Genomic DNA, 18504 nt, shown 5'->3' with positions numbered 1-18504 from the left:
CGAACGTTTTTCTCGTCGCGCTTCGAGTGAGTCCACATGACCGATTTCGACCTCGACTTACGGACCGTCGAGGATGAGCACATCGACGAGGAGTTCGAGGGTGAGATCGTCCTCGGCATCCTCGACGGGACGACTCCGGCAGAGAAGTGGCTCCAGACGGTCTCGAACGGCAGTGTACTCGTCCTCTGTGTGGACGGGGAAGTCAACGACCTGGCGGCCGGCTTCGCGCGCGACGTCAAGGAATCCGGCGGCAGCCTCGTTCACTTCCGGGGCTTTCTGATCGTCGCGCCGCCGGGCGTCGACGTGAACACGGACCCACTCTAGACCGACAGCTTCGAGGCCGTTCTCGAGACTGAGCAGGGTCGGTTCGTCGGGAAAAGAGTGCGAGATCGAACCGCGTGCTGAGCGGTGCGGGATCGAACTGCGGACGGTTCCCGAACGAACTCGAACGTTCAGGCCTCGAGTTCGCCGTAGTCGAACTCCTCACCCATCTCCGAGAGGGTGTCGAGTTCGTCCTGTTCCTCCCGAAGCGTCTCCTCGAGCGTGTCGGCGGCGTCGTCCATGCCGAGCTGGTCGGCCATCGGAACGAGGGTGCCGTAGGTGGCGATCTCGTAGTGTTCGGCCTTCTGCCCGGCGGCGATGTTGAACCGGTTGATCGCCTCCTCGCTCGGATCCCGACTCATGAAGTCCTCGTGGGCCTCGATCATTCCCTCGATGACGGGGTCTTCCTCGGCTTCGGCCTCCGCATCGAGCTGTTCGAACACCTGCTCGATGCGGTCGATCTGCGTCTGGGTTTCCTCGCGATGCTTGGCGAACCCGTCCTGTAACTGCTCGCTCGAGGAGGTCTCCTCGAGTTCCTCGAGGGCGTCGACGAGGCGCTGTTCGGTGTAGTACGCGTGCTTCAATCCGGTCACAAAGAGGTCTTCGGTAGTATCGATAGTCATGAGCGATCCATCCCGGTGGACGAGACTGCCGTCGATAAACGGCTGGCCTGCACTCGGAAGGAGTCTCCACGGGACGTCGCTCGCGTCCGGACGGAGCGCCATCAGGTCGCAAACGTCAGGAAGTGGCCGTCGGGATCGCGAACGACGACCTCTTCGGCCGCGTCCCGATCGATTCGGCTGACGCGATCACGGACCGCGTCGAGCGCCGCCTGCGGATCCTCGGTTTCGAACCCGAGATCGACGTGGACGCCGCCACGGGCGTCGGCGATCCCGAGGTGTGGTTCCCAGAGTTCGAGCGCCATCGGGCCGTCCATCCGAATCCGTTTGCGATCGTCGCCCGCGTCGACCGTCTCGAAGCCGAGGTCAGAATAGAACGACTGGGCGCGCTCGAGCGACTCCACCTCGAGGACGACCTCGAAGATACCGTCGATTCCCGGTCCCTCGACGTCCTGCTGGCCGAGTTCGACGCAGTTGCCGTCGGGGTCGTACAGGTAGAGCGACTTCGCGGGGCCGAACCGGGCTTCCTCGAGATCGTACGCCTCGCCTAACCGATCCCACCACTCGTCGTACTCGTCGGCCGGGATTGAGAAGGCGTAGTGGGTGTGGAGTCCGCCCCGCGGGAGGTCGTCGGGTCGTCGCAGGACGAGATCCGTCTTGCCCGCGGCGAGGCCACACTCGTTCTCGCGCTCGTCGCGAACGGACAGCGACAGCGTCTCCTCGTAGAACCGCCGTGCCGGCTCGAGGTACTTGACCTCGAGTGCGAGCCAGGAGAGCCCGGTGAGCATGGTCGTTCCTACTTCGGGTGGGGACATAGAAGCGTCGCCGCCCTGTCCACGTTTATGAGTGGAGCGAACGTAGTAGTCGGCATGACCTTCCGTGTCGACGAGCACGCGACCGAGTTCGCGGAGATCGATCGCTTCGACGGCGGCGTTGGCTGGATCGCCCACCCCGAAGAGGAGATGCAGCGGGCCAGCCACGCCCTCGAGCGAGACGGCGAGGTGTGGGTGTTCGACCCCGTCGACACCGACGGACTCGACGAGTTCCTCGCCGAGTTCGGTGACGTGACCGGCGTCGTGGTCACACTCGATCGACACACCCGCGACGCCGCCGACATTGCGAACCGTCACGACGTCCCCGTCTACCTCCCGGCGTTCTTCGAGGGGGTCTCGAAAGAGGTCGACGCGCCGGTCGTCCGCTTCGGCGACGAACTCGCCGACACCGGGTTCAAGACTCGAACCATCGTCAACAACCGGTTCTGGCAGGAAGTCGCCATCTACGATCCCGACCGGCGAACGCTTCTGGTCTCGGAGTCACTTGGGACGGCCGACTACTTCCTCGCCAGGGGCGAACGCCTCGGCGTTCATCCGATGCGACGGGCGATCCCGCCGCGCGACGCCCTCGGTGATCTCGTTCCTGATCGGGTGCTCGTCGGCCACGGCGCCGGCGTGATGAGCGACGCGCCGACCGCGCTCGAGACCGCCCTCTCCGGGTCGCGAAAGCGAGCGCCGTTGCTGTACGCCAAAACCGGGCGAAAACTGCTCCCGATCTGAGAGACACAACTAACTTCGCTCCCCTCCTACGATGACCGTGGTATACGTCACTCGCGCGCTGGTCGACGTCCTGATCGAACTCGCCAGCGACGCCGATCCGAACCGTGTAACGACGGGCGTCTCCGTTACCCCCGCCAGCGAACTCGAGGGGGCCGACGAAGTGCCACCCGAGACGCCAGTCTTCACGGACTTTTTCCTTCCGGATCCCGGCAACGCGGTCAACGCGGTCTTCGGCGTCGACCTCTCGACACCCGCCCGCCAGGCCCAGGGACAGTTCGTCTCTCATCCAGTCAGAGAACTCGAGGTAACGAAGCGGGACGACCTCGCGGAAGTGATCTTCGTCGCGGTCCCGCCGTGGGAGATCGACGACGCATCGTTCGCTGCCTTCGATCGCACGGGTGAGCGCCAGCCGCTCGAGATCATCGACGCCCGCGCGCCGGAGGGGTCACTGTAGGGTCGAACGCACGGCGATACCAAAATAACTCGAGAACGAGGCGGCGCGAATCAGCGGCTGGCGGCCGACGGCCAGGTTCCGTCGTCGATGATCCGGTCGATGATGCTCCCGGAAGGCTGTTCTTCGTCCTCGGGTTCGTCGGGAGAGGGGAAGTTTGGAACGTGTGGCATTGTACCCCAACCTCCACTAGCGACTACCGACTCGAGACGGAAAATTGCTCGGCCCGTGCGGTGGACCGTGTTCAGATACGACTGTGAGTGAGCAGCGTACGGTGAGACTTTCGTGGTGGTCGATTCTCTCAGCGAGTCGGTGTACTCTCAGCACCGTCGTGTGTATCGAAGCGATGCGTCGAGGAGTCGCGCTCGATCGGGACCGCTGACTCGCTCGCCTACTCGAGGTAGCCCAGTCCGCGGAGCTGTTCGGCGATCTCCTCGAACTCCGCCTCGGTGAGTTCGCCCTGTTGCTGGTGCTGGATGACGATACTTCGGAGCAGGAACCGGACCAGATCGCTGGTGCTCTGGAAACTCGTTCCTTCAATCGTCTCCTCGACGCGGTCAGCGAGGTCTTTCGGGATCGAAACCGTGGTGTACTCGGTCATATACGATACTCCGTCGCGGCCCTCAAAGACGTGTCGGCATTCGAGAAGAGGTCCGCGGTCGTCTCCGTAGCGGTTTTGAGATGTGGTCCCCTACACACAACGCATGGGAGTCCGGCCACCGTCGAACAACGACGACGATAAACCCGACAGCGTCGACTTCGGCATCGCTGCCGTCGACGCTCGTCTCAGGAACACCGATCTCGCGTTTCCGGCAACGAAGGATGATGTCGCGGCCGAACTCGGTCACGAGAACATCCCCTACGACGTCCACGGCAACGACGTCCCGCTCGGCGAGATGCTCGAGGAGACCGAACCCGACCGGTTCGGATCGCGCCAGGAGTTGCTGAACGCGCTCCACGAACCCTTCGAGGAGTATCGCCGAGAGCACTCGAACGGCGTCGTCCAGCAGGTGCGGTCGATGTTGCCGTTCTAATCGTCGTCTCGCTCGCGCGCGTTTCGCGTGATCTGCTCGAGGCGTCGGCGCTGCTCGCGGTGCAGCGTCACGAGCATATCCGAGAGGACGCCGAACATGAGTAACTGGACACCGAGCAGGATGGCGGCCGCCGAGACGATCGCCAAGATCTCGTGGCCCTGCTGGTACTGGACCCACTGCCAGAGGACGTACATCGCGATAACGCCGCCGGATGCGATGCCGGCTACGCCGAGACTCCCGAAATAAAACAGCGGATTGTTCGTCTTCGCGAGGGAGTACAGCGCCAGAACGATCGTTCCGCCGTCTTTGAGCGGGTGGAGGTTCGTCTCCGACTCTTCGGGTCGAGCGCTGTAACTGATCGGAATCACGGTCGTATCGACTCCGTGTTTGACGCACTCGACGGCGAGTTCGGTCTCGATCGTAAAGCCGTCCGAATCCAGCGAGAGCCGTTCGAACGAGTCGGTCGTGAACGCACGGTACCCCGAGAGGATGTCGTCGTACTCGGCTCCGTGAACAAACCGAAACGAGCGGTTGATCAGTCGATTCCCGAACCCGTTGAGCGCGGCCATCGCGTCGTCGTCCATGTCGGCGAACCGATTACCGATCACGTGTTCGTAGCCGCGTGCGAGCGGTTCGATCATCGCGTCCGCGTCCGCCGGATCGTACGTTCCGTCGCCGTCGACCATCAGCACGTACGGGACGGTAATGTACTCCAGTGCCTCGCGGACGGCCTGTCCCTTCCCGTCACCCGACTGGGTGATCACCTGAGCGCCGTGTTCGCGCGCGACCTCCCGCGTATCGTCGTCGGAATCACCGTCGACGACGACGACGTTCGTGTATCCGTGTTCGTGGAAACCCTCGATTACGTCGCCGATCGTCGCCGCCTCGTTCAGGGTCGGGATGAGGACACAGACCTCCTCTGCCGAAATGTCCCGCGTCGTCTCGGTCATGACGAGAGCCTCCGTCTCGCGCTCGACCGCGTCCACGCGGGCCCCATCGTTCTCCATTGTACGTGTCTCCCGTGTCGGTATTCAAAAGGGTACTGGTCAGTTACCAGTCTTTTCTCGTGACTTTCAGTCCAACGATGACGACTCCGGTGGCGTCCGCCGTGTGAGCGTTCCCGACAGGCACACTCGAGCGCACGGTGTGGAGCCATCAACATCGCTACGTCTCGACGATCGAGAGGAGGTGCTGGCGCATCCGTCCGTCGATCGGAATGTTCGCACACCGCTCGTCGAGTCCGATCGTCTGGAGGAGCAGACTCGAGTCGTCGAGCAGGGAGAGCTGCAGGTACGTTCCCTCCCGGTAGCCGTCGCTCGTCCGGGTCATATCGATGATCTTCAGCGTCTCGTACTCTCGAAGTTGATCGGTGATCCGCTTCTTGCCGAGGACGTTCGCGTCGATCGCCTCGGCGAACGCGCGGTAGACGCGGTACATCTCCGTCGCCTTGAACGCCGAGCGGTCGGTAAACTCGTCCATCGTCGCGAGCGCGGCGATCGCGATCTTCGCCTGGGTCGGACAGCCGCGGATCAGATCCTGAATCCGGGTCACTTCGGCGTCGTCGTTCGCGACGCGGACGTGGTTCTCAGTGACTTTGCCGGCGTCGTTGTCGCGGGCGACCTCGCCGGCGAGTCGGAAGAGGTCGATGGCTCGCCGCGCGTCGCCGTGTTCCTGCGCCGAGAACGCAGAACACAGCGGGATGACGTCGTCCGTGAGCACGTCTTCACGGTAGGCGTCGCGCCGACGCTCGAGGATGTCGCCGAGCTGGTTCGCGTCGTACGCCGGGAAGACGATCTCGTCCGGGGAGAACGAGCTCTCGACGCGGGTGTCCAGCCGGTCGCCGTACTTGAGGTCGTTGCTGATGCCGATGACCGTGATGCTCGCGTCGACGTCGTTCTCCTCGCCCGCCCGCGAGAGCTGCATGAGGAGTTTGCTGTCGTCGGCCTCCTCCGGCGGCACGTTCTGGACGTCGTCGGGCGGTGCGAGCCGGTCGATTTCGTCCAGGACGACGATGATGGCGTCGTAGAGTTCGTCGATGACCGACCAGAGCCGGTCGTAGTAGGCGCCCGTCGCGATGCCGGAGTGAGGGATCGTGATCCCCGTTTTCTCGGGATCGTTCAGGCTCTTCGCGAGGTGGATGACGGTTTGAACCTCCGACCGGCGCTGGGCACAGTCGATGACCGCTCGACCGATTCGAACCTCGTTCTCCTCGCCGCGTTCGACCACCTCGCGACTGACGTACCGCGTGACGAGCGTCTTCCCGGACCCCGATTTGCCGAGCAGGAGCGTTCCCTTCCCCGTCCCGCCGGAGATCGTCGGCTTGAGCCGTCGGGCGACGGTCTCGATCTGGTTGTTCCGCCCGACGATCTTGTTCTGATCGGGGACGTGATCGATTCGAAGCAGGTCCTCGTTCGCAAAAATACGGTCTTCCTCGTCGAGGACCGAGAGGGGATCGTCGCGAGATTCGGAGCGAGAGTGGGCGACAGCGCCGTTCTCGGCTGCGTACTCGCCGAGCGTCCCCGTCCCCTCCACGTGCAAAGGCATACACCGCGTTTCAGATGAAATTTCCTTAGTTCTTTCCCTCCGCCAGCGTCCGATCGGTACCGGATCACCGTTCTGTCGTCTCCGTCCTCTCCCGGTGGCTCACGGGACGGTTCGGCTACCGTTCCCACACCGCGTTTCAGATGAATTTTCGGGACCGAACGGTGCCGATACGCGGTACCGGTTGTGATTGGGTAGCGCACCCACACCGGATTTCAGATGATTTCTGCTGCGACCGAGCAGGTGTCGTCGGTCGAGATCAGCCCCACCCACACCGGATTTCAGATGAAATCGGTCGCGACTCCGGGGTGACTCGAGTGGAGACGCAGTATGCCGATCTCTGTTCGCTACCTCTCGACAGAACCGATCGTAGATATTCGGCGGAACGAGACCTCTCGAGCCGGGTTCCGAACTGAATTCATCTGAAAAACGGTGTTCGCATCGTTTCGTTGCGGGTTCGGCTTGCGGATACCGTCTCTCTGGTCCACCCACTTGGAATCCACAGCACACATATAAGCAAGATTCCGGATGGTGTTTGGAACAGATAACTTGTCACGAGTCGGCCGTGAACTAGCTTCTTCCAACAGCGTACTACTACTAGATTACCACTAGAGTAAAATATATAATAAAGGTACAGGGAGTACGTCGAGTTCTGAACGGTAGAGCCCCTTCAGCGGGTGGATAACCGTTCTCTCCGGTGTCTTCGGCAGCTACCGTCGCTACTCTCGATCAGACTCCGTGAACGGACCCTCCCGTTCGTTCGAACGGTTTCATCTGAAATCCGGTGTGGGGGAGGGGTGGTTCCGTTCTCCTTCCAGGACAGGACCCCAATCCAGATCGGCCGACGACTCGTTCTATCAGTTGATACTGAAAAGCAGGTGATCCGGATTCGCCATCATCGCGTCAAACTGTTTAGAACACAGGTGCCACTCTACACCGACAGTTGGGACCGACGTTCGCAGTCAGACTCGTCGGAACTCCGTACTGAGGTCGGCAGCGTTGGCGAGGTTCGGCTCCTCTCGAGCGACCCGTCCCGAACGCGACTATTCGCCAAGCGACATGGCGCCGGCCTCTTGCAGCCGCTGGTCTGCCTCGTCCCGGTCCTCGGGATAGCCGACGTCGATCCGCCAGCCGTCCATCCGGATCGCGTCGATAGTCCGGCCGGACTGAATGAGGAGGTCGATCGCGTCCGGCAGTTCGTACTCGCCGCGGTCGGAGGGCTGGACGAGCCGACAGGCGTGGAAGATGGCGGGTGTGAAGGTGTAGAAGCCGGTCATCACGAGATTCGACGGTGGGTCGTCGGGCTTTTCCATCACTTCGACGATTTCGCCGTACTCGTTCGTGTCGAGCACGCCGTAGCGGGAGGCTTCCTCGTACGGCACCTCCTCGACAAGGAACGCCGCGTCGGCGCGGTCCTCCTGCTGGCGGTTGATTACGTCCTCGAGGTTGCCCCGGAAGACATTGTCCCCGAGCATCAACACGAAGTCGTCGTCGATGTGTGGTTCGGCCTGCAGAATCGCGTGGGCCAGTCCCAACTGCTCGCGCTGGTGGGTGTACGTGATCGGCACACCCTGGTACTCGTCGCCGTAGCGCTCGATGATCTGCTCTTTCCGGTAGCCGACGACGACGACGAGCTCGGTGACGCCGATCTCGAGGAGATTGTCGAAGACGTCCTCGATGAGCGGTGTGCCGTCGACTTCGACGAGGACCTTCGGCTTGTCCTCGGTGAGTGGCCGGAGGCGGGTTCCCTTGCCCGCGGCCAGGACGACTGCTTGCATGTCTCGAATGGTTTCGGTGAGCCGGCATATATTTTATGAGTGATATGAACGTTACTCTCGAACGAACGGGACGTCGACGGGGGCGTTACGATCGATCGTAGTCCGGAACTCTCGAGAGAGAACGTACAGACTGACGAAGTAGACAGTTGCTCCGACGCCAACGATGAGAACCGTCGTTAGGTGTCCGACGATCGAATCCTCCATCGGCGGGCCAACTGCCACCACGGTGTACGCGACGAGTCCCATACAGAGAGCGGCGACGCACTGGTACGCGATATCCATAGCGGGAACGTCGAACTCGAGGAACCGACGGGTCGCGAAGTACGCGTACACGAGCGTAACCGCTGCAGCGATCGTCGTCGCAACGGCCGCACCGAGCCAGCCGAACTGCCAGATGAGGATCACGTTGAGTATCACGTTCACGACGACGAACGCTGCGTTGATCCGAAACGCAATATCGGGTCTGTCGATGCCGTTGATCGTGTTCACGAGCTGTTTCTGGTAGCCGTAAATCGTCCGGGCAGCGATCAGAATCAGGAGGACGGTCGTCCCGACGACGAACTCGGACCCGTAGATGAGCAGTATTCGTTCGCCGAGAACCGCAGCCCCCACTAACCCGGGTATCATGAACAGGCCGTTGTACCGGAGGGCATCGGTCACGAGGTTCGATACCTGTGAGACGTCCTCCTGCGAAGAGATCTTGCTGATCTCGGGAAACAGCGTCGTGCTGATCCCCTTACTGAAGATCGTCAGCACCGCGGCGATGCTCCACGCGATCGAGTAGACGCCGACGAGCGCCGAGGAGACGAAGAAACCGAGAACGGTGACGTCGATCCAGCTGAACGACATCTTCTTCAGGTTTCCGAGCCAGGCGTACTTCGCGTACTCGAAGAGACTCTTCGCGTGTCGAAGCGTCGGACGGGTGAGCGTGACGGAAATAACCAGCAGACTCACCAGTGCGATCGCGATGGAGGCGAACGCGTACGCTGCGAGCAGCCCTGCAACACTAAACCCAACGACGATCGCACCGATCTGGAGGACGCTGCGCATCGTGACGTTCACTGGATCCAGGACTGCGTACACGTGCACGAGATGCTGTCCCTGGAGTGCCGAAGACGTGAACGACCGGAACAGTTCGGCCGCGAGCAACACCAGCAGAACTGAGAGGACCGGTGCGCCGATGTAGCTCTCGAGCGGGTTTCGGAGAACGATCGCTGCGGTCGCGGCGATCGTAAAGATCGCTGCCATCATCCCGAGCCCAGTCATCAAGTACGCGTCCGAATCCTCACCTTCGCTGACTCGTTTGGTGATCGCCGACGAGACCCCGATTTTGCCGCCGATCTTGAGCCAGGCGAGTACCGCGAGCGCCAGTGCATAGATTCCGTAGACTTCGGCGCCGAGGGCTCGAGCGATGTAGAGGGTCGCGACGAACCCTGCGATAGAGGATCCGAACTTCGAAAAGAAATAGACGACCGAAGTCTGCCCGAGCTTCATCACTCTGTTGTCATCGTCCGAACTACTTCAAATCACGTAGGTCTGGATGGTCGGGGATTTGCTGGTCGCTTGTGCAGAGTTCGTCACAGTACTCCATCCACTTCTTGCTTGAGTCTGTGGTGGGTAATGAACCAAGGACAACAGAATTTGGAGGCTAATTCGAGCCGCATTCAATAGCGGATACTCCTTCTGGAGAGAATATCAACATGGATATAACATTAATTGACTCATTTCTCATGGGGTAGAATGCTCTTTTAGGGTTGCCTGTTGTGATTCAGTCTAAATATCAATGAATTTGAATAAGAAATATTCGAGTGTATATATAAGATTGTCGAAGATTTAATACTAGGTGTGCCTGTTTGTCAATATTCACGTGAACAAAGATTGTACTGACAATTCAAACACCTCAGAATGATTAAAAACATCTGCTTCGACTCTCGAATACATTACTATCGATAATGGCCGCACCAAACCCGACACTCAACGAACGGTGTTCGCGAACGACTGCTTATTCGCTTCGAGAAACATCTGCTAAGTCTGGATGTGACTCATCGACGTCAGATACCGTTTCTCTCCTTGAAATCGCGTCTCGTGTAACTTGCCAATCTGAGTGACGTCGGTAGACGAGGACCGGGACCGACTCAACATCAAGAAGCTTCGCCATAATCAGCCTGTGGTGACCAACGCGGTTCCACAGTAGCTCTCCGCCACGACCGATATCAATACCAATTTCGTTCAGACGCGGGTGTATCTCGTCGACGTTTCTTCGATAGGTGTCCCTCGAGCGGGATTCAAGCAACTCGGCCTGTGATTTGTACCCTTTCTCGCGAATCGATTCCCATAGCCGGTCGAGGTATTTACACCGATCTTCGATTTGATCGCGGGATGTCAGCCCCCATGAATTAGAATTTCCCTCGATTTGTGAGCGGGCGTAATTGATGTAACCCGAACTGTCCCACGATTCACCGTTGACAAATCGTTTTTTAAGATATTGATACAGCGGTATACTATCGATCTGGCGTCGTTGTAAGTCCCAGTCCCCGTCAACGACCCACCCACGGTGTCGGAAATGATCCTCTGTCTCAAAGACGATATTGGTGGGATCTACAGTGAGTATTTTGAATGGATCTGCATCAGTGTATTTTTCAGGTGTAACCGTTCGGAGAGCAGACACTAACGCCGAGACGCCGGTCTGGTACGGACCGAACACCAATGATTGGAGATATTGGTTGCTGTTTCGGATACGACGTCTTATGCCAGTCCGCCACCCAATGTATTCAAGTCCGGTCAATAGTAGACGATCCGCTTCCATATTTAGTAGTAATCAATCTAATTCCAGAGGTATAGTAGTGCAGTGTATAGTTAGGCTAGGTTGAAAGTGAACTGGTCGTAGAGTTGGTTTAGAACTCTTCTCGTAAACCTAATTAGGGAATTATCGCTAAAATCAACGCGACAGATCTACGCTGGCAACAGTACAATAGAGCTGTGGACAAGCCATCATAGGCACTAGATCTGTTTAATACTCGATGTGCGACAAATATTTGGTGATCTGATGGGAATTCGGACTCAATGAAGACCTCCGCTAATAAGATCAGTACATACATTTCTCGATATAGAATTCAGGAGATGATCATATCTGGATTAGAACTTATGTTTATCCAGACAATCAGTCGGCAACAACAGCTCTACGAAACGGTAGCTCCCAAGTACTATCGATGGCGAGCCTCATCTGATGTTTTTCAATACGATTTCCCTCCTGATCGATTCAAAGTTGTATGGGTAGACCCTGATAGGATCAAATATCGAACCAACCGGGAACATCCACCATGGAAGGGTCGTCGGAAACTATTTGGAAAAGTTACAGACGGAGATTGGGATAGACCTACGAAACGTTTCGACGAGTATTCGCACTATAGAGCTATAAAGCGACATTTTGTCGAGGGTGTAGCATGGGAAGCGACTGAGTTCTGGCAAAAACGCCAGAATTCATCAAGAGACTCTGACCAGAAACTGCGAATCCGAGTCAAAGAAATCGAAGAACTCTATCGATCTATTGCAGAAAACGGATTCAAAACTCAACTCGAGTTGCTCGAAGAAGACGACCGGCCGAATGAGGGATTGTATTTAGACGCTGCGAACGAAATTGCGGTTGATATTGGACGTGACGGTGAACTGCTCTTCGTCGATGGAAAACATCGACTATCGATCGCTAAGATACTGGATCTCGATTCTGTGCCCATCGTAATTCTCGTTCGTCACTCTGACTGGATGGAACACCGAGATGAAGTTTTGGCAGAAAATCCAACTGCAAACGGACACCCAGATTTACCTCAATGGAATGGAACCGAATAAAAGAGATCGACTATTCGGAAACAGAATAATCCCTTTGTCAGAGTCTATCGCTCAACCTGATTATATTACGTTCAATGCCTATCTGTTTTGTCATTCACAACGACTATGAGAAATGCCGAGGCTAAATATAGTAATTGCGCATGGCCGAGAATGATGAACCGTTTGTTTCAGTTATCATCCCAGTATACAACGATCCTGATGGGATCGAGACGACGTTAGCGGCCGTCGTCAACCAGACGTACGACGAGTACGAAGTCCTACCGGTCGACAATGCATCTACGGATAACACTAAGACCGTTATCGATCAATTCGCTACGCGTCATTCAGAACTGATCCATCCCCTGGAGGAAACAGATGTTCAGAGTTCCTACGCCGCACGTAATAGAGGAATAAAAGCAGCAACGGGATCGGTATTCGCGTTCCTCGATTCGGATATGAGTGTTGACCGAACGTGGCTTGAAGACGCCATCAACGCCTTCGAAACGCGGTCATGTGATTACATGGGATATCAAGTCAACGTCATAACTGACGAGGAGTCACCAACGGTTTGGGAACGATATGAACAAACGTTTTCTTTTCCTATTAAAACGTATCTCGAGGACAAGAACTTCGCACCGACCTGTGCTCTCGTTATTCGAGCGGATGTTATAACCTCGGCAGGACCGTTCGACGAACGACTGGTATCGGGTGGTGACAAGGAATTCGGACAACGCGTTCACCGTGCTGGGTTCACTCAGTGTTACGCAGATGATGTGGCTACATATCATCCTGCACGGGATTCGTGGGATGCACTCCAGTCGAAGGCGCTTCGGATCGGCAGAGGACGGGCACAGATGCGACGGTATCATCCTGAACTCGGTGGATACTTCCATCCGATACACCCGATCAACTACCTCCCACCAAGCCCGTTTCGGCTTTCCCGCCGATTCTCCGGTCGTGATATGTCGCTATTATCGCTTATCGGTTTCTATCTCCTCGAATATATTTTAAAACTCACGCAAACCTATGGTACACTCAGAGAATCGATCTCGTTGCACCGCTCGGAACGAGAGGAACAATGACCATGCTCTCAATCATCGTTCCCGTCTATAACGATCCCGACGGCATTGCAACCACGGTTGACTCGCTACGCTCTCAACCACCCGATCACGAACACAAAATCTACGTTGTCGACAACAATTCTACTGACCAGACTCCTGAAATCACCCGGTCGTATGCCGACGATCGGATTGTACTCTGCCACGAAACCGAGATCCAGTCCTCTTACGCCGCCCGCAACACCGGCATCCGGAACACCGACAGCGAAATCCTCGCCTTCGTCGACGCCGACATGACCGTCCCCGAGGACTGGCTCGAGTCAGCCCTCCAAACCTTCCAAACCCAAGAAGCCGACTACATGGGCTGTAACGTCGAACTCACTCTTCCCGACGACCCCACTCTCGCGGCTCGCTACGACCACCACACTGGATTCCCCGTACAGCAGTACATCGAGCACCAACAGTTCGCCCCGACCTGCTGTCTCTTCGTCCGCCGCGAGGTTTTCGAGGACGTCGGCCTCTTCGATCACCGACTCACCTCGGGCGGCGACAAGGAGTTCGGCACCCGGGTCTACGAGGCGGGCTACGACATGCACTTCGCCGAAGACGTGACGATGTACCATCCCGTCCGGGATTCGCTGCAGGCACTCATCAGAAAAGACCGCCGGGTCGGTCGCGGGCTCTGCCAACTCCAGCGATATCATCCCGAACGCTTCGGGACCCCAGGGATCCCACCCCGGCCGTCGGGCGTCAAACGCCCCGATCCCGAACTCGAGACGCGTGATCGACTCGCCTTCGGGGCCCTCTCGAGATTTTTCACCGGCGTCCGCGGAATCGGCTACTATCACGAGTATCTCACCGGCGAGCGTCGCGACGACCTGGGAGACAGCGTTCCCACACTCGAGAAATAATACTCACGAGGCCGCGTCCGCAGACGAGCACTCGTATCGTCGTCAATCGTCATCAGACCTGAGGAGGACGACGAACCTCGCGATCAAGAGCAACTGAGCCAACTCCCTCACGAACTGAGCGAGATCACGCCGGTCTCGAGTTTGCAATCCTCACGCAGTCGTCAACTCGTTCTCTGTGCCCTCCCGCACGAGCGCGTCGTCGGACTGCACGAGTCCGTAGAGGTAGCCGAAGCCGACCGCCGCCGTGAAGACGAAGATCGTCACGAGCTGTTTCGCCTTCGTACTCGAGGGCTCCCGAACGAGTTCCCGCACTCTCGAGGGAACGAACTCGAGCAGCAACTGCTTCAGATACTCGTTCTTGTCCCCGGCGGCCTCGGGCAACAGCAGGTCCATGATCCGCTTCGAGTAGCCCTGCCAGAACGATCGAAACACCAGCCACCGGAAGTCGCCCCGATAATCGAACAGTTTGTGATTGACCACCGCGTCGGTGTTGTAGATCACGCCCTTCCCGTACTTGTTGGCCATTCGGATGCAGACCGGCGCCTCGTGGGCCTGGATGTGTCGATCACCTTTTCGGCCGGTGTTCTCGTCGTAGCCGCCGACGTTCAGAAACACGTTTCGGCGAAAGGAGATGTTCGAGCCGTACGTGTTCCGCAGTTCTTCCATGTGCTCGCCCATTCCCCGCTCGTCACAGCCGACGAGCCAGTAGAACTCCTCGGGGAAAAAATCGGGTTTCTCGGTGACCCAGTCGGGTTTCGCGTGGCCGCCGACGGCGATCGCGTCGGTCTCGTCGTACACTCGAGCCAACTCCTCGACCCAATCCGGTTCGGCGACCGCGTCGTCGTCGATAAACGCGACTACGTCGCCCGTCGCGAGTTCGGCACCCCTCGTCCGGCTGTAGGAGATCCCCTGATTCTCGTCGTTACAGTGGAGGACGACATCCTCGAGTCCGCCGTAATCCTCACAGACGCGATCGAACACGTCCTCGTTCCCGTCGACGACGATGACGACCTCGAGTGGATCGTAAGTCTGTGCGAGAACGCTATCGACGCACTCCGAGAAGACGTCGTAGCGTTCCATCGCGTACGTACAGATGACGACGGAAACCTTCATCGGGGATCGGTTTTGTCGAACGCGGAATAAGCCTTTTCGTTCACCCGATCACGTCCGGGTACTGATAGAACGACTGGCGGCGAGCCGACCCGACGCAGATACGTGTTCCGAAACCTGACTGTAAACAAATCGAGAGTATATGACAAAGCTTATTCTTTACATACCTCTGGTGAAACCTAATGAGTACCGACACTGAACACGCCGAGGAGGGAACTGATATGTCCTCATCCGTCCTCGAGACGTGGGAAGACTGGTATCACATTCCCGTAATCGGGGCTGTGATGCTGTTTATGTTCTGGGTACGAGCCCAGTCGTACGGCGCGTTCGTAACTGAAGACGGAACAGCTGCCCTCGCGGGCGTCGACTCGTGGTATCACTGGCGGACGATCCAGTGGACCGCGGAGAACTATCCGTACACGATGCCGTACGAGATCTGGACCGGCTTCCCGACCGGGAACTACGTCGGTCAGTTCGGAACCTTATTCGACCAGATTATCGTCACGGTCGCGATGGTCGTCGGCCTCGGCGATCCCTCGACGAGTACGCTGTATCTGGTCTCGCTGCTCGCCGTTCCGGCGATGGCAGCGCTCGTCGCGATCCCGGTATTCTTCATGGGTCGCCGACTCGGCGGTACGATCGGCGGACTCGTTGCAGTAGTTCTTCTCGCGCTCGCACCCGGTCAGTTCCTCGCGCGTTCGACTGCGGGACAGCTCCAGCACCACGTCGCCGAGGTCCTGTTCATGGCGATCGCCGTCCTCGCGATGATGGTCGCCATTCGGACCGCCGAACGCGAGAAACCGATCTACGAACTCGTCGTCGACAAGGACTGGCAGACGCTTCGCGAACCCGCGCTATACAGCGCACTCGCCGGTTTCGCACTGGCGCTGTACGTCTGGGTCTGGCCGCCTGCGGTCGTCCTAATCGGTATCTTCGGCGTGTTCTTCATCACCGCACTCTGTATCGATTATCTTCGCGGCGTTTCGCCGGACCACCTGGCGTTCGTCGGGGCGACGAGCTTCGGGATTACGGCGCTGGTCACGATTCTCCTGATCGAGGAACCCGGCTTCAGCGTCACGAGCTTCGGATACATGCAGCCGGCACTCGCCATACTCGGCGTTGGCGGCTTCGTTTCGATGGCGTGGCTCGCACGAGAGTGGGATAATCGAGGAATCGACCGGCGGTACTATCCCGTCGCGGTCGTAGGAATGATCGTCGTCGCACTCGGTGTTCTGGCGGTCGTGCTTCCGGACCTGTTCGGCAGACTAATGAGCGAAGCGACGGGCCGAATCATGCCGCTGGATCCCGCGGATCACCGAACGACGATCCAGGAAGCCCAACAGCCCGCGAATTTCACCGCACACGTCTTCAGTGAGTTCGGCACGGCCTTCTACACCATGCTGGCCGGCCTCGTGTTCCTCGCCGTTCGTCCGTTCTTCGGTCGGGAGTACCGCGCGGAGTACACGCTGATCCTCGTCTGGTCGCTGTTCCTGATCAGCATGGCCGCGACGCAGATCCGCTTTGCGTACTATCTCGTGCTCGCGGTCGCCGTCGTCAACGCCGTCTTCGTCGCGGACGTCGTCCGATTGTTCGATCTCGACCTGCAGCGCAGCGCCCAGTCGCTCCGGGAGATCGAGACCTACCAGATCATCGTCGTTCTCGTGGTCGTCTTGCTCCTGTTCGCTCCGCTCCTTCCGGTCGTCAACGCCGATGGAAACGCAATCGATCGCGGCGAAGCAGCATCCCCACACCCCGACGCCATGGTCTGGGAGGAGTCGACCCACTGGCTCGAGTCTAACACCCCCGACCCCGGCGCCTACGGCGGCGCTGACAACGCCAGCGAACTCGAGTACTACGGCACCTACGACTACCCCGAGGGCGGAGACTACGACTACCCCGAGGGAGCCTACGGGGTGATCTCCTGGTGGGACTACGGCCACCTGATCACGACCCAGGGCGAACGCATCCCGCACTCGAACCCGTTCCAGCAGAACGCGCGCACCTCCTCGGCGTTCTTCACGGCCGAGTCCGAGCAGCAGTCGGAACTGATCCTCGAGGCGATCGCCGCCGACGAGGACCCGCTCGACGACGATAACGACGTGCGCTCGAGCGAGGAACTCGAAGCGATGGCCGACGAGGACGCCCACGAGCAGATGCGCTACGTGATGATCGACGACCAGATGGCCGGTGGGAAGTTCAGCGCGATTACGGCCTGGTCCGGTCCAGACTACGGTCACTACGTCACGCCGGAGGACTACCAGGCGAACGAGCAGATCGATCGCGACGAGGTCGACGAGCGCTTCGGCGACGTGCCGTACGACAACACGACGCTCTCACAGCTCTACTTCGACGACGCGAACGGAATGGAGCACTACCGGCTCGTCCACGAGAACGACGATCGCTCGACGCCGTTTATCAGCTACGCCCTCGTCGATCCGGAGACCGATCAGGTACTCCACGGCGAGAACGGAGAGCCACAGGTTGCGATCAACCAGATGGTCGACCAGCGAACGCAGATGCAAATCGCCCAACTCGAGCAGAACCCGAACGTCGACGTCGAAGTCTTCGACGAGCGCCAGGGTCCCGCCGTCAAGACCTACGAACGCGTCGAGGGCGCGACGATCACCGGCACCGTCGACGAGGCAGCCGGTGACGATGCGACAGTGGTCGTCGACGTCGAACTCGACCCCGGCACCGAACGCGGCGCGTTCGTCTACACCCAGGAGGCCGAAGTCGACGAGGACGGCTCGTTCGAACTGACCGTCCCGTACGCGACCGACGACGAACTCGGCGTCGAGGACGGCTACACGAACAGCAGCGTCGAAGCCGTCAGCGACTACACCGTGACCGTCGTCGGCGACGAGACCGCGTTCGAGACCGAGACCGAAGTCTCCGAAACCGCCGTCGTCGAGGGCGACGCCGTCGAGATCGGCGACTTCGAGGAGACCGACGACGAGGAACCGGTGGACGAGGACGCCGCTGACGAAGACGAGAACGGTGCCGACGAAGACGCCGATGCTGACGACGGTGCCGACGAAGACGCTGACGACGGTGAAGACGCCGACGGAACCGACGAAGACGACGGTGAGGGCACCGACGAGACGACCGACGACGAGAACGCAGGCGACGACACGACGGATTCGATCGCACCGGTCGCCCAGACGGTGGGATAATCGTCGAGTCCGCGGCTCTCGAGGCGCACTGAATCCGTAACACCGAACTGAAATAGATCTCGCCGCTGCGTTTCTTCGATCGTCCGTCACTGATCGTCCGATACTCTGAGACGCTAGTTCCGGTTTAAA

General features: G+C 58.9%; 17 protein-coding genes. 8 read left to right on the top strand and 9 right to left on the bottom strand.

The window, feature by feature from the left end:
• Positions 1–36 precede the first annotated feature (36 nt).
• A complete protein-coding gene (locus CV102_RS07105) occupies positions 37–324 on the top strand; it encodes a DUF5779 family protein (RefSeq protein WP_148857202.1) in 288 nt (95 codons plus the stop codon).
• Positions 325–452: 128 nt separating this feature from the next.
• Here CV102_RS07105 and CV102_RS07100 read toward each other — a convergent pair whose 3' ends face one another.
• Both CV102_RS07100 and CV102_RS07095 read right to left on the bottom strand, forming a co-directional pair.
• Positions 453–944 carry a YciE/YciF ferroxidase family protein gene (locus CV102_RS07100; protein WP_148857540.1) on the bottom strand — a complete coding sequence of 164 codons (492 nt, stop codon included), beginning with the start codon at positions 942–944 and terminating at the stop codon, positions 453–455.
• Between the two features lie 101 nt (positions 945–1045).
• The gene (locus CV102_RS07095) at positions 1046–1729 is read right to left on the bottom strand and encodes a VOC family protein (RefSeq protein WP_148857539.1); all 684 of its coding nucleotides are present in this window, start codon (positions 1727–1729) and stop codon (positions 1046–1048) included.
• Between the two features lie 81 nt (positions 1730–1810).
• Here CV102_RS07095 and CV102_RS07090 point away from each other — a divergent pair, with 81 nt between their 5' ends.
• Positions 1811–2494: an MBL fold metallo-hydrolase gene (locus CV102_RS07090; RefSeq protein ID WP_148857201.1), complete on the top strand. Its 684-nt coding sequence runs from the start codon at positions 1811–1813 to the stop codon at positions 2492–2494.
• 37 nt (positions 2495–2531) lie between these two features.
• Positions 2532–2948 carry a hypothetical protein gene (locus CV102_RS07085; protein WP_148857200.1) on the top strand — a complete coding sequence of 139 codons (417 nt, stop codon included), beginning with the start codon at positions 2532–2534 and terminating at the stop codon, positions 2946–2948.
• Positions 2949–3336: 388 nt separating this feature from the next.
• Here CV102_RS07085 and CV102_RS07080 read toward each other — a convergent pair whose 3' ends face one another.
• Positions 3337–3546 (bottom strand): ribbon-helix-helix domain-containing protein, encoded by a 210-nt coding sequence (locus CV102_RS07080; RefSeq protein ID WP_148857199.1) that lies wholly within the window; start codon positions 3544–3546, stop codon positions 3337–3339.
• A 103-nt stretch (positions 3547–3649) separates the two neighbouring features.
• Here CV102_RS07080 and CV102_RS07075 point away from each other — a divergent pair, with 103 nt between their 5' ends.
• A complete protein-coding gene (locus CV102_RS07075) occupies positions 3650–3979 on the top strand; it encodes a hypothetical protein (protein WP_148857198.1) in 330 nt (109 codons plus the stop codon).
• On the opposite strand, the gene aglJ is transcribed toward CV102_RS07075, so the two are convergent.
• The 5 genes from aglJ to CV102_RS07050 form a co-directional block, all read right to left on the bottom strand.
• Positions 3976–4986, bottom strand: coding sequence for an S-layer glycoprotein N-glycosyltransferase AglJ (aglJ, locus tag CV102_RS07070; protein ID WP_148857197.1), 1011 nt, complete (start codon positions 4984–4986; stop codon positions 3976–3978). The genes CV102_RS07075 and aglJ overlap by 4 nt on opposite strands.
• Positions 4987–5143: 157 nt before the next feature.
• Positions 5144–6523 carry a Cdc6/Cdc18 family protein gene (locus CV102_RS07065; protein ID WP_148857196.1) on the bottom strand — a complete coding sequence of 460 codons (1380 nt, stop codon included), beginning with the start codon at positions 6521–6523 and terminating at the stop codon, positions 5144–5146.
• Between the two features lie 1040 nt (positions 6524–7563).
• Positions 7564–8298, bottom strand: coding sequence for a UTP--glucose-1-phosphate uridylyltransferase AglF (gene aglF, locus CV102_RS07060; RefSeq protein ID WP_148857195.1), 735 nt, complete (start codon positions 8296–8298; stop codon positions 7564–7566).
• Positions 8299–8349: 51 nt separating this feature from the next.
• Positions 8350–9792, bottom strand: a complete 1443-nt coding sequence (locus CV102_RS07055) for an oligosaccharide flippase family protein (protein WP_148857194.1) — start codon at positions 9790–9792, stop codon at positions 8350–8352.
• Between the two features lie 508 nt (positions 9793–10300).
• Complete coding sequence (locus tag CV102_RS07050; RefSeq protein WP_187432883.1) at positions 10301–11104, bottom strand: hypothetical protein; 804 nt, start codon at positions 11102–11104, stop codon at positions 10301–10303.
• A gap of 257 nt (positions 11105–11361) precedes the next feature.
• On the opposite strand from CV102_RS07050, the gene CV102_RS07045 reads away from it, so the two are divergent.
• The 3 genes from CV102_RS07045 to CV102_RS07035 all read left to right on the top strand — a co-directional run bounded on the left by CV102_RS07045 (position 11362) and on the right by CV102_RS07035 (position 14092).
• Positions 11362–12144, top strand: a complete 783-nt coding sequence (locus CV102_RS07045; RefSeq protein WP_148857192.1) for a hypothetical protein — start codon at positions 11362–11364, stop codon at positions 12142–12144.
• 140 nt (positions 12145–12284) lie between these two features.
• The gene (locus CV102_RS07040; RefSeq protein WP_148857191.1) at positions 12285–13205 is read left to right on the top strand and encodes a glycosyltransferase; all 921 of its coding nucleotides are present in this window, start codon (positions 12285–12287) and stop codon (positions 13203–13205) included.
• Positions 13206–13207: 2 nt separating this feature from the next.
• Positions 13208–14092, top strand: coding sequence for a glycosyltransferase (locus CV102_RS07035; protein ID WP_148857538.1), 885 nt, complete (start codon positions 13208–13210; stop codon positions 14090–14092).
• Between the two features lie 150 nt (positions 14093–14242).
• Here CV102_RS07035 and aglG read toward each other — a convergent pair whose 3' ends face one another.
• Positions 14243–15205 (bottom strand): glucosyl-dolichyl phosphate glucuronosyltransferase, encoded by a 963-nt coding sequence (aglG, locus tag CV102_RS07030; RefSeq protein ID WP_148857190.1) that lies wholly within the window; start codon positions 15203–15205, stop codon positions 14243–14245.
• Positions 15206–15384: 179 nt separating this feature from the next.
• Here aglG and CV102_RS07025 point away from each other — a divergent pair, with 179 nt between their 5' ends.
• A complete protein-coding gene (locus CV102_RS07025) occupies positions 15385–18375 on the top strand; it encodes an oligosaccharyl transferase, archaeosortase A system-associated (RefSeq protein ID WP_148857189.1) in 2991 nt (996 codons plus the stop codon).
• Positions 18376–18504 lie beyond the last annotated feature (129 nt).

Source organism: Natronococcus pandeyae (assembly GCF_008122205.1).
GTDB lineage: Archaea > Halobacteriota > Halobacteria > Halobacteriales > Natrialbaceae > Natronococcus > Natronococcus pandeyae.
The sequence above is the reverse complement of the archived record's forward strand: the minus strand, read 5'-3'. Positions and strand labels throughout refer to the sequence as shown.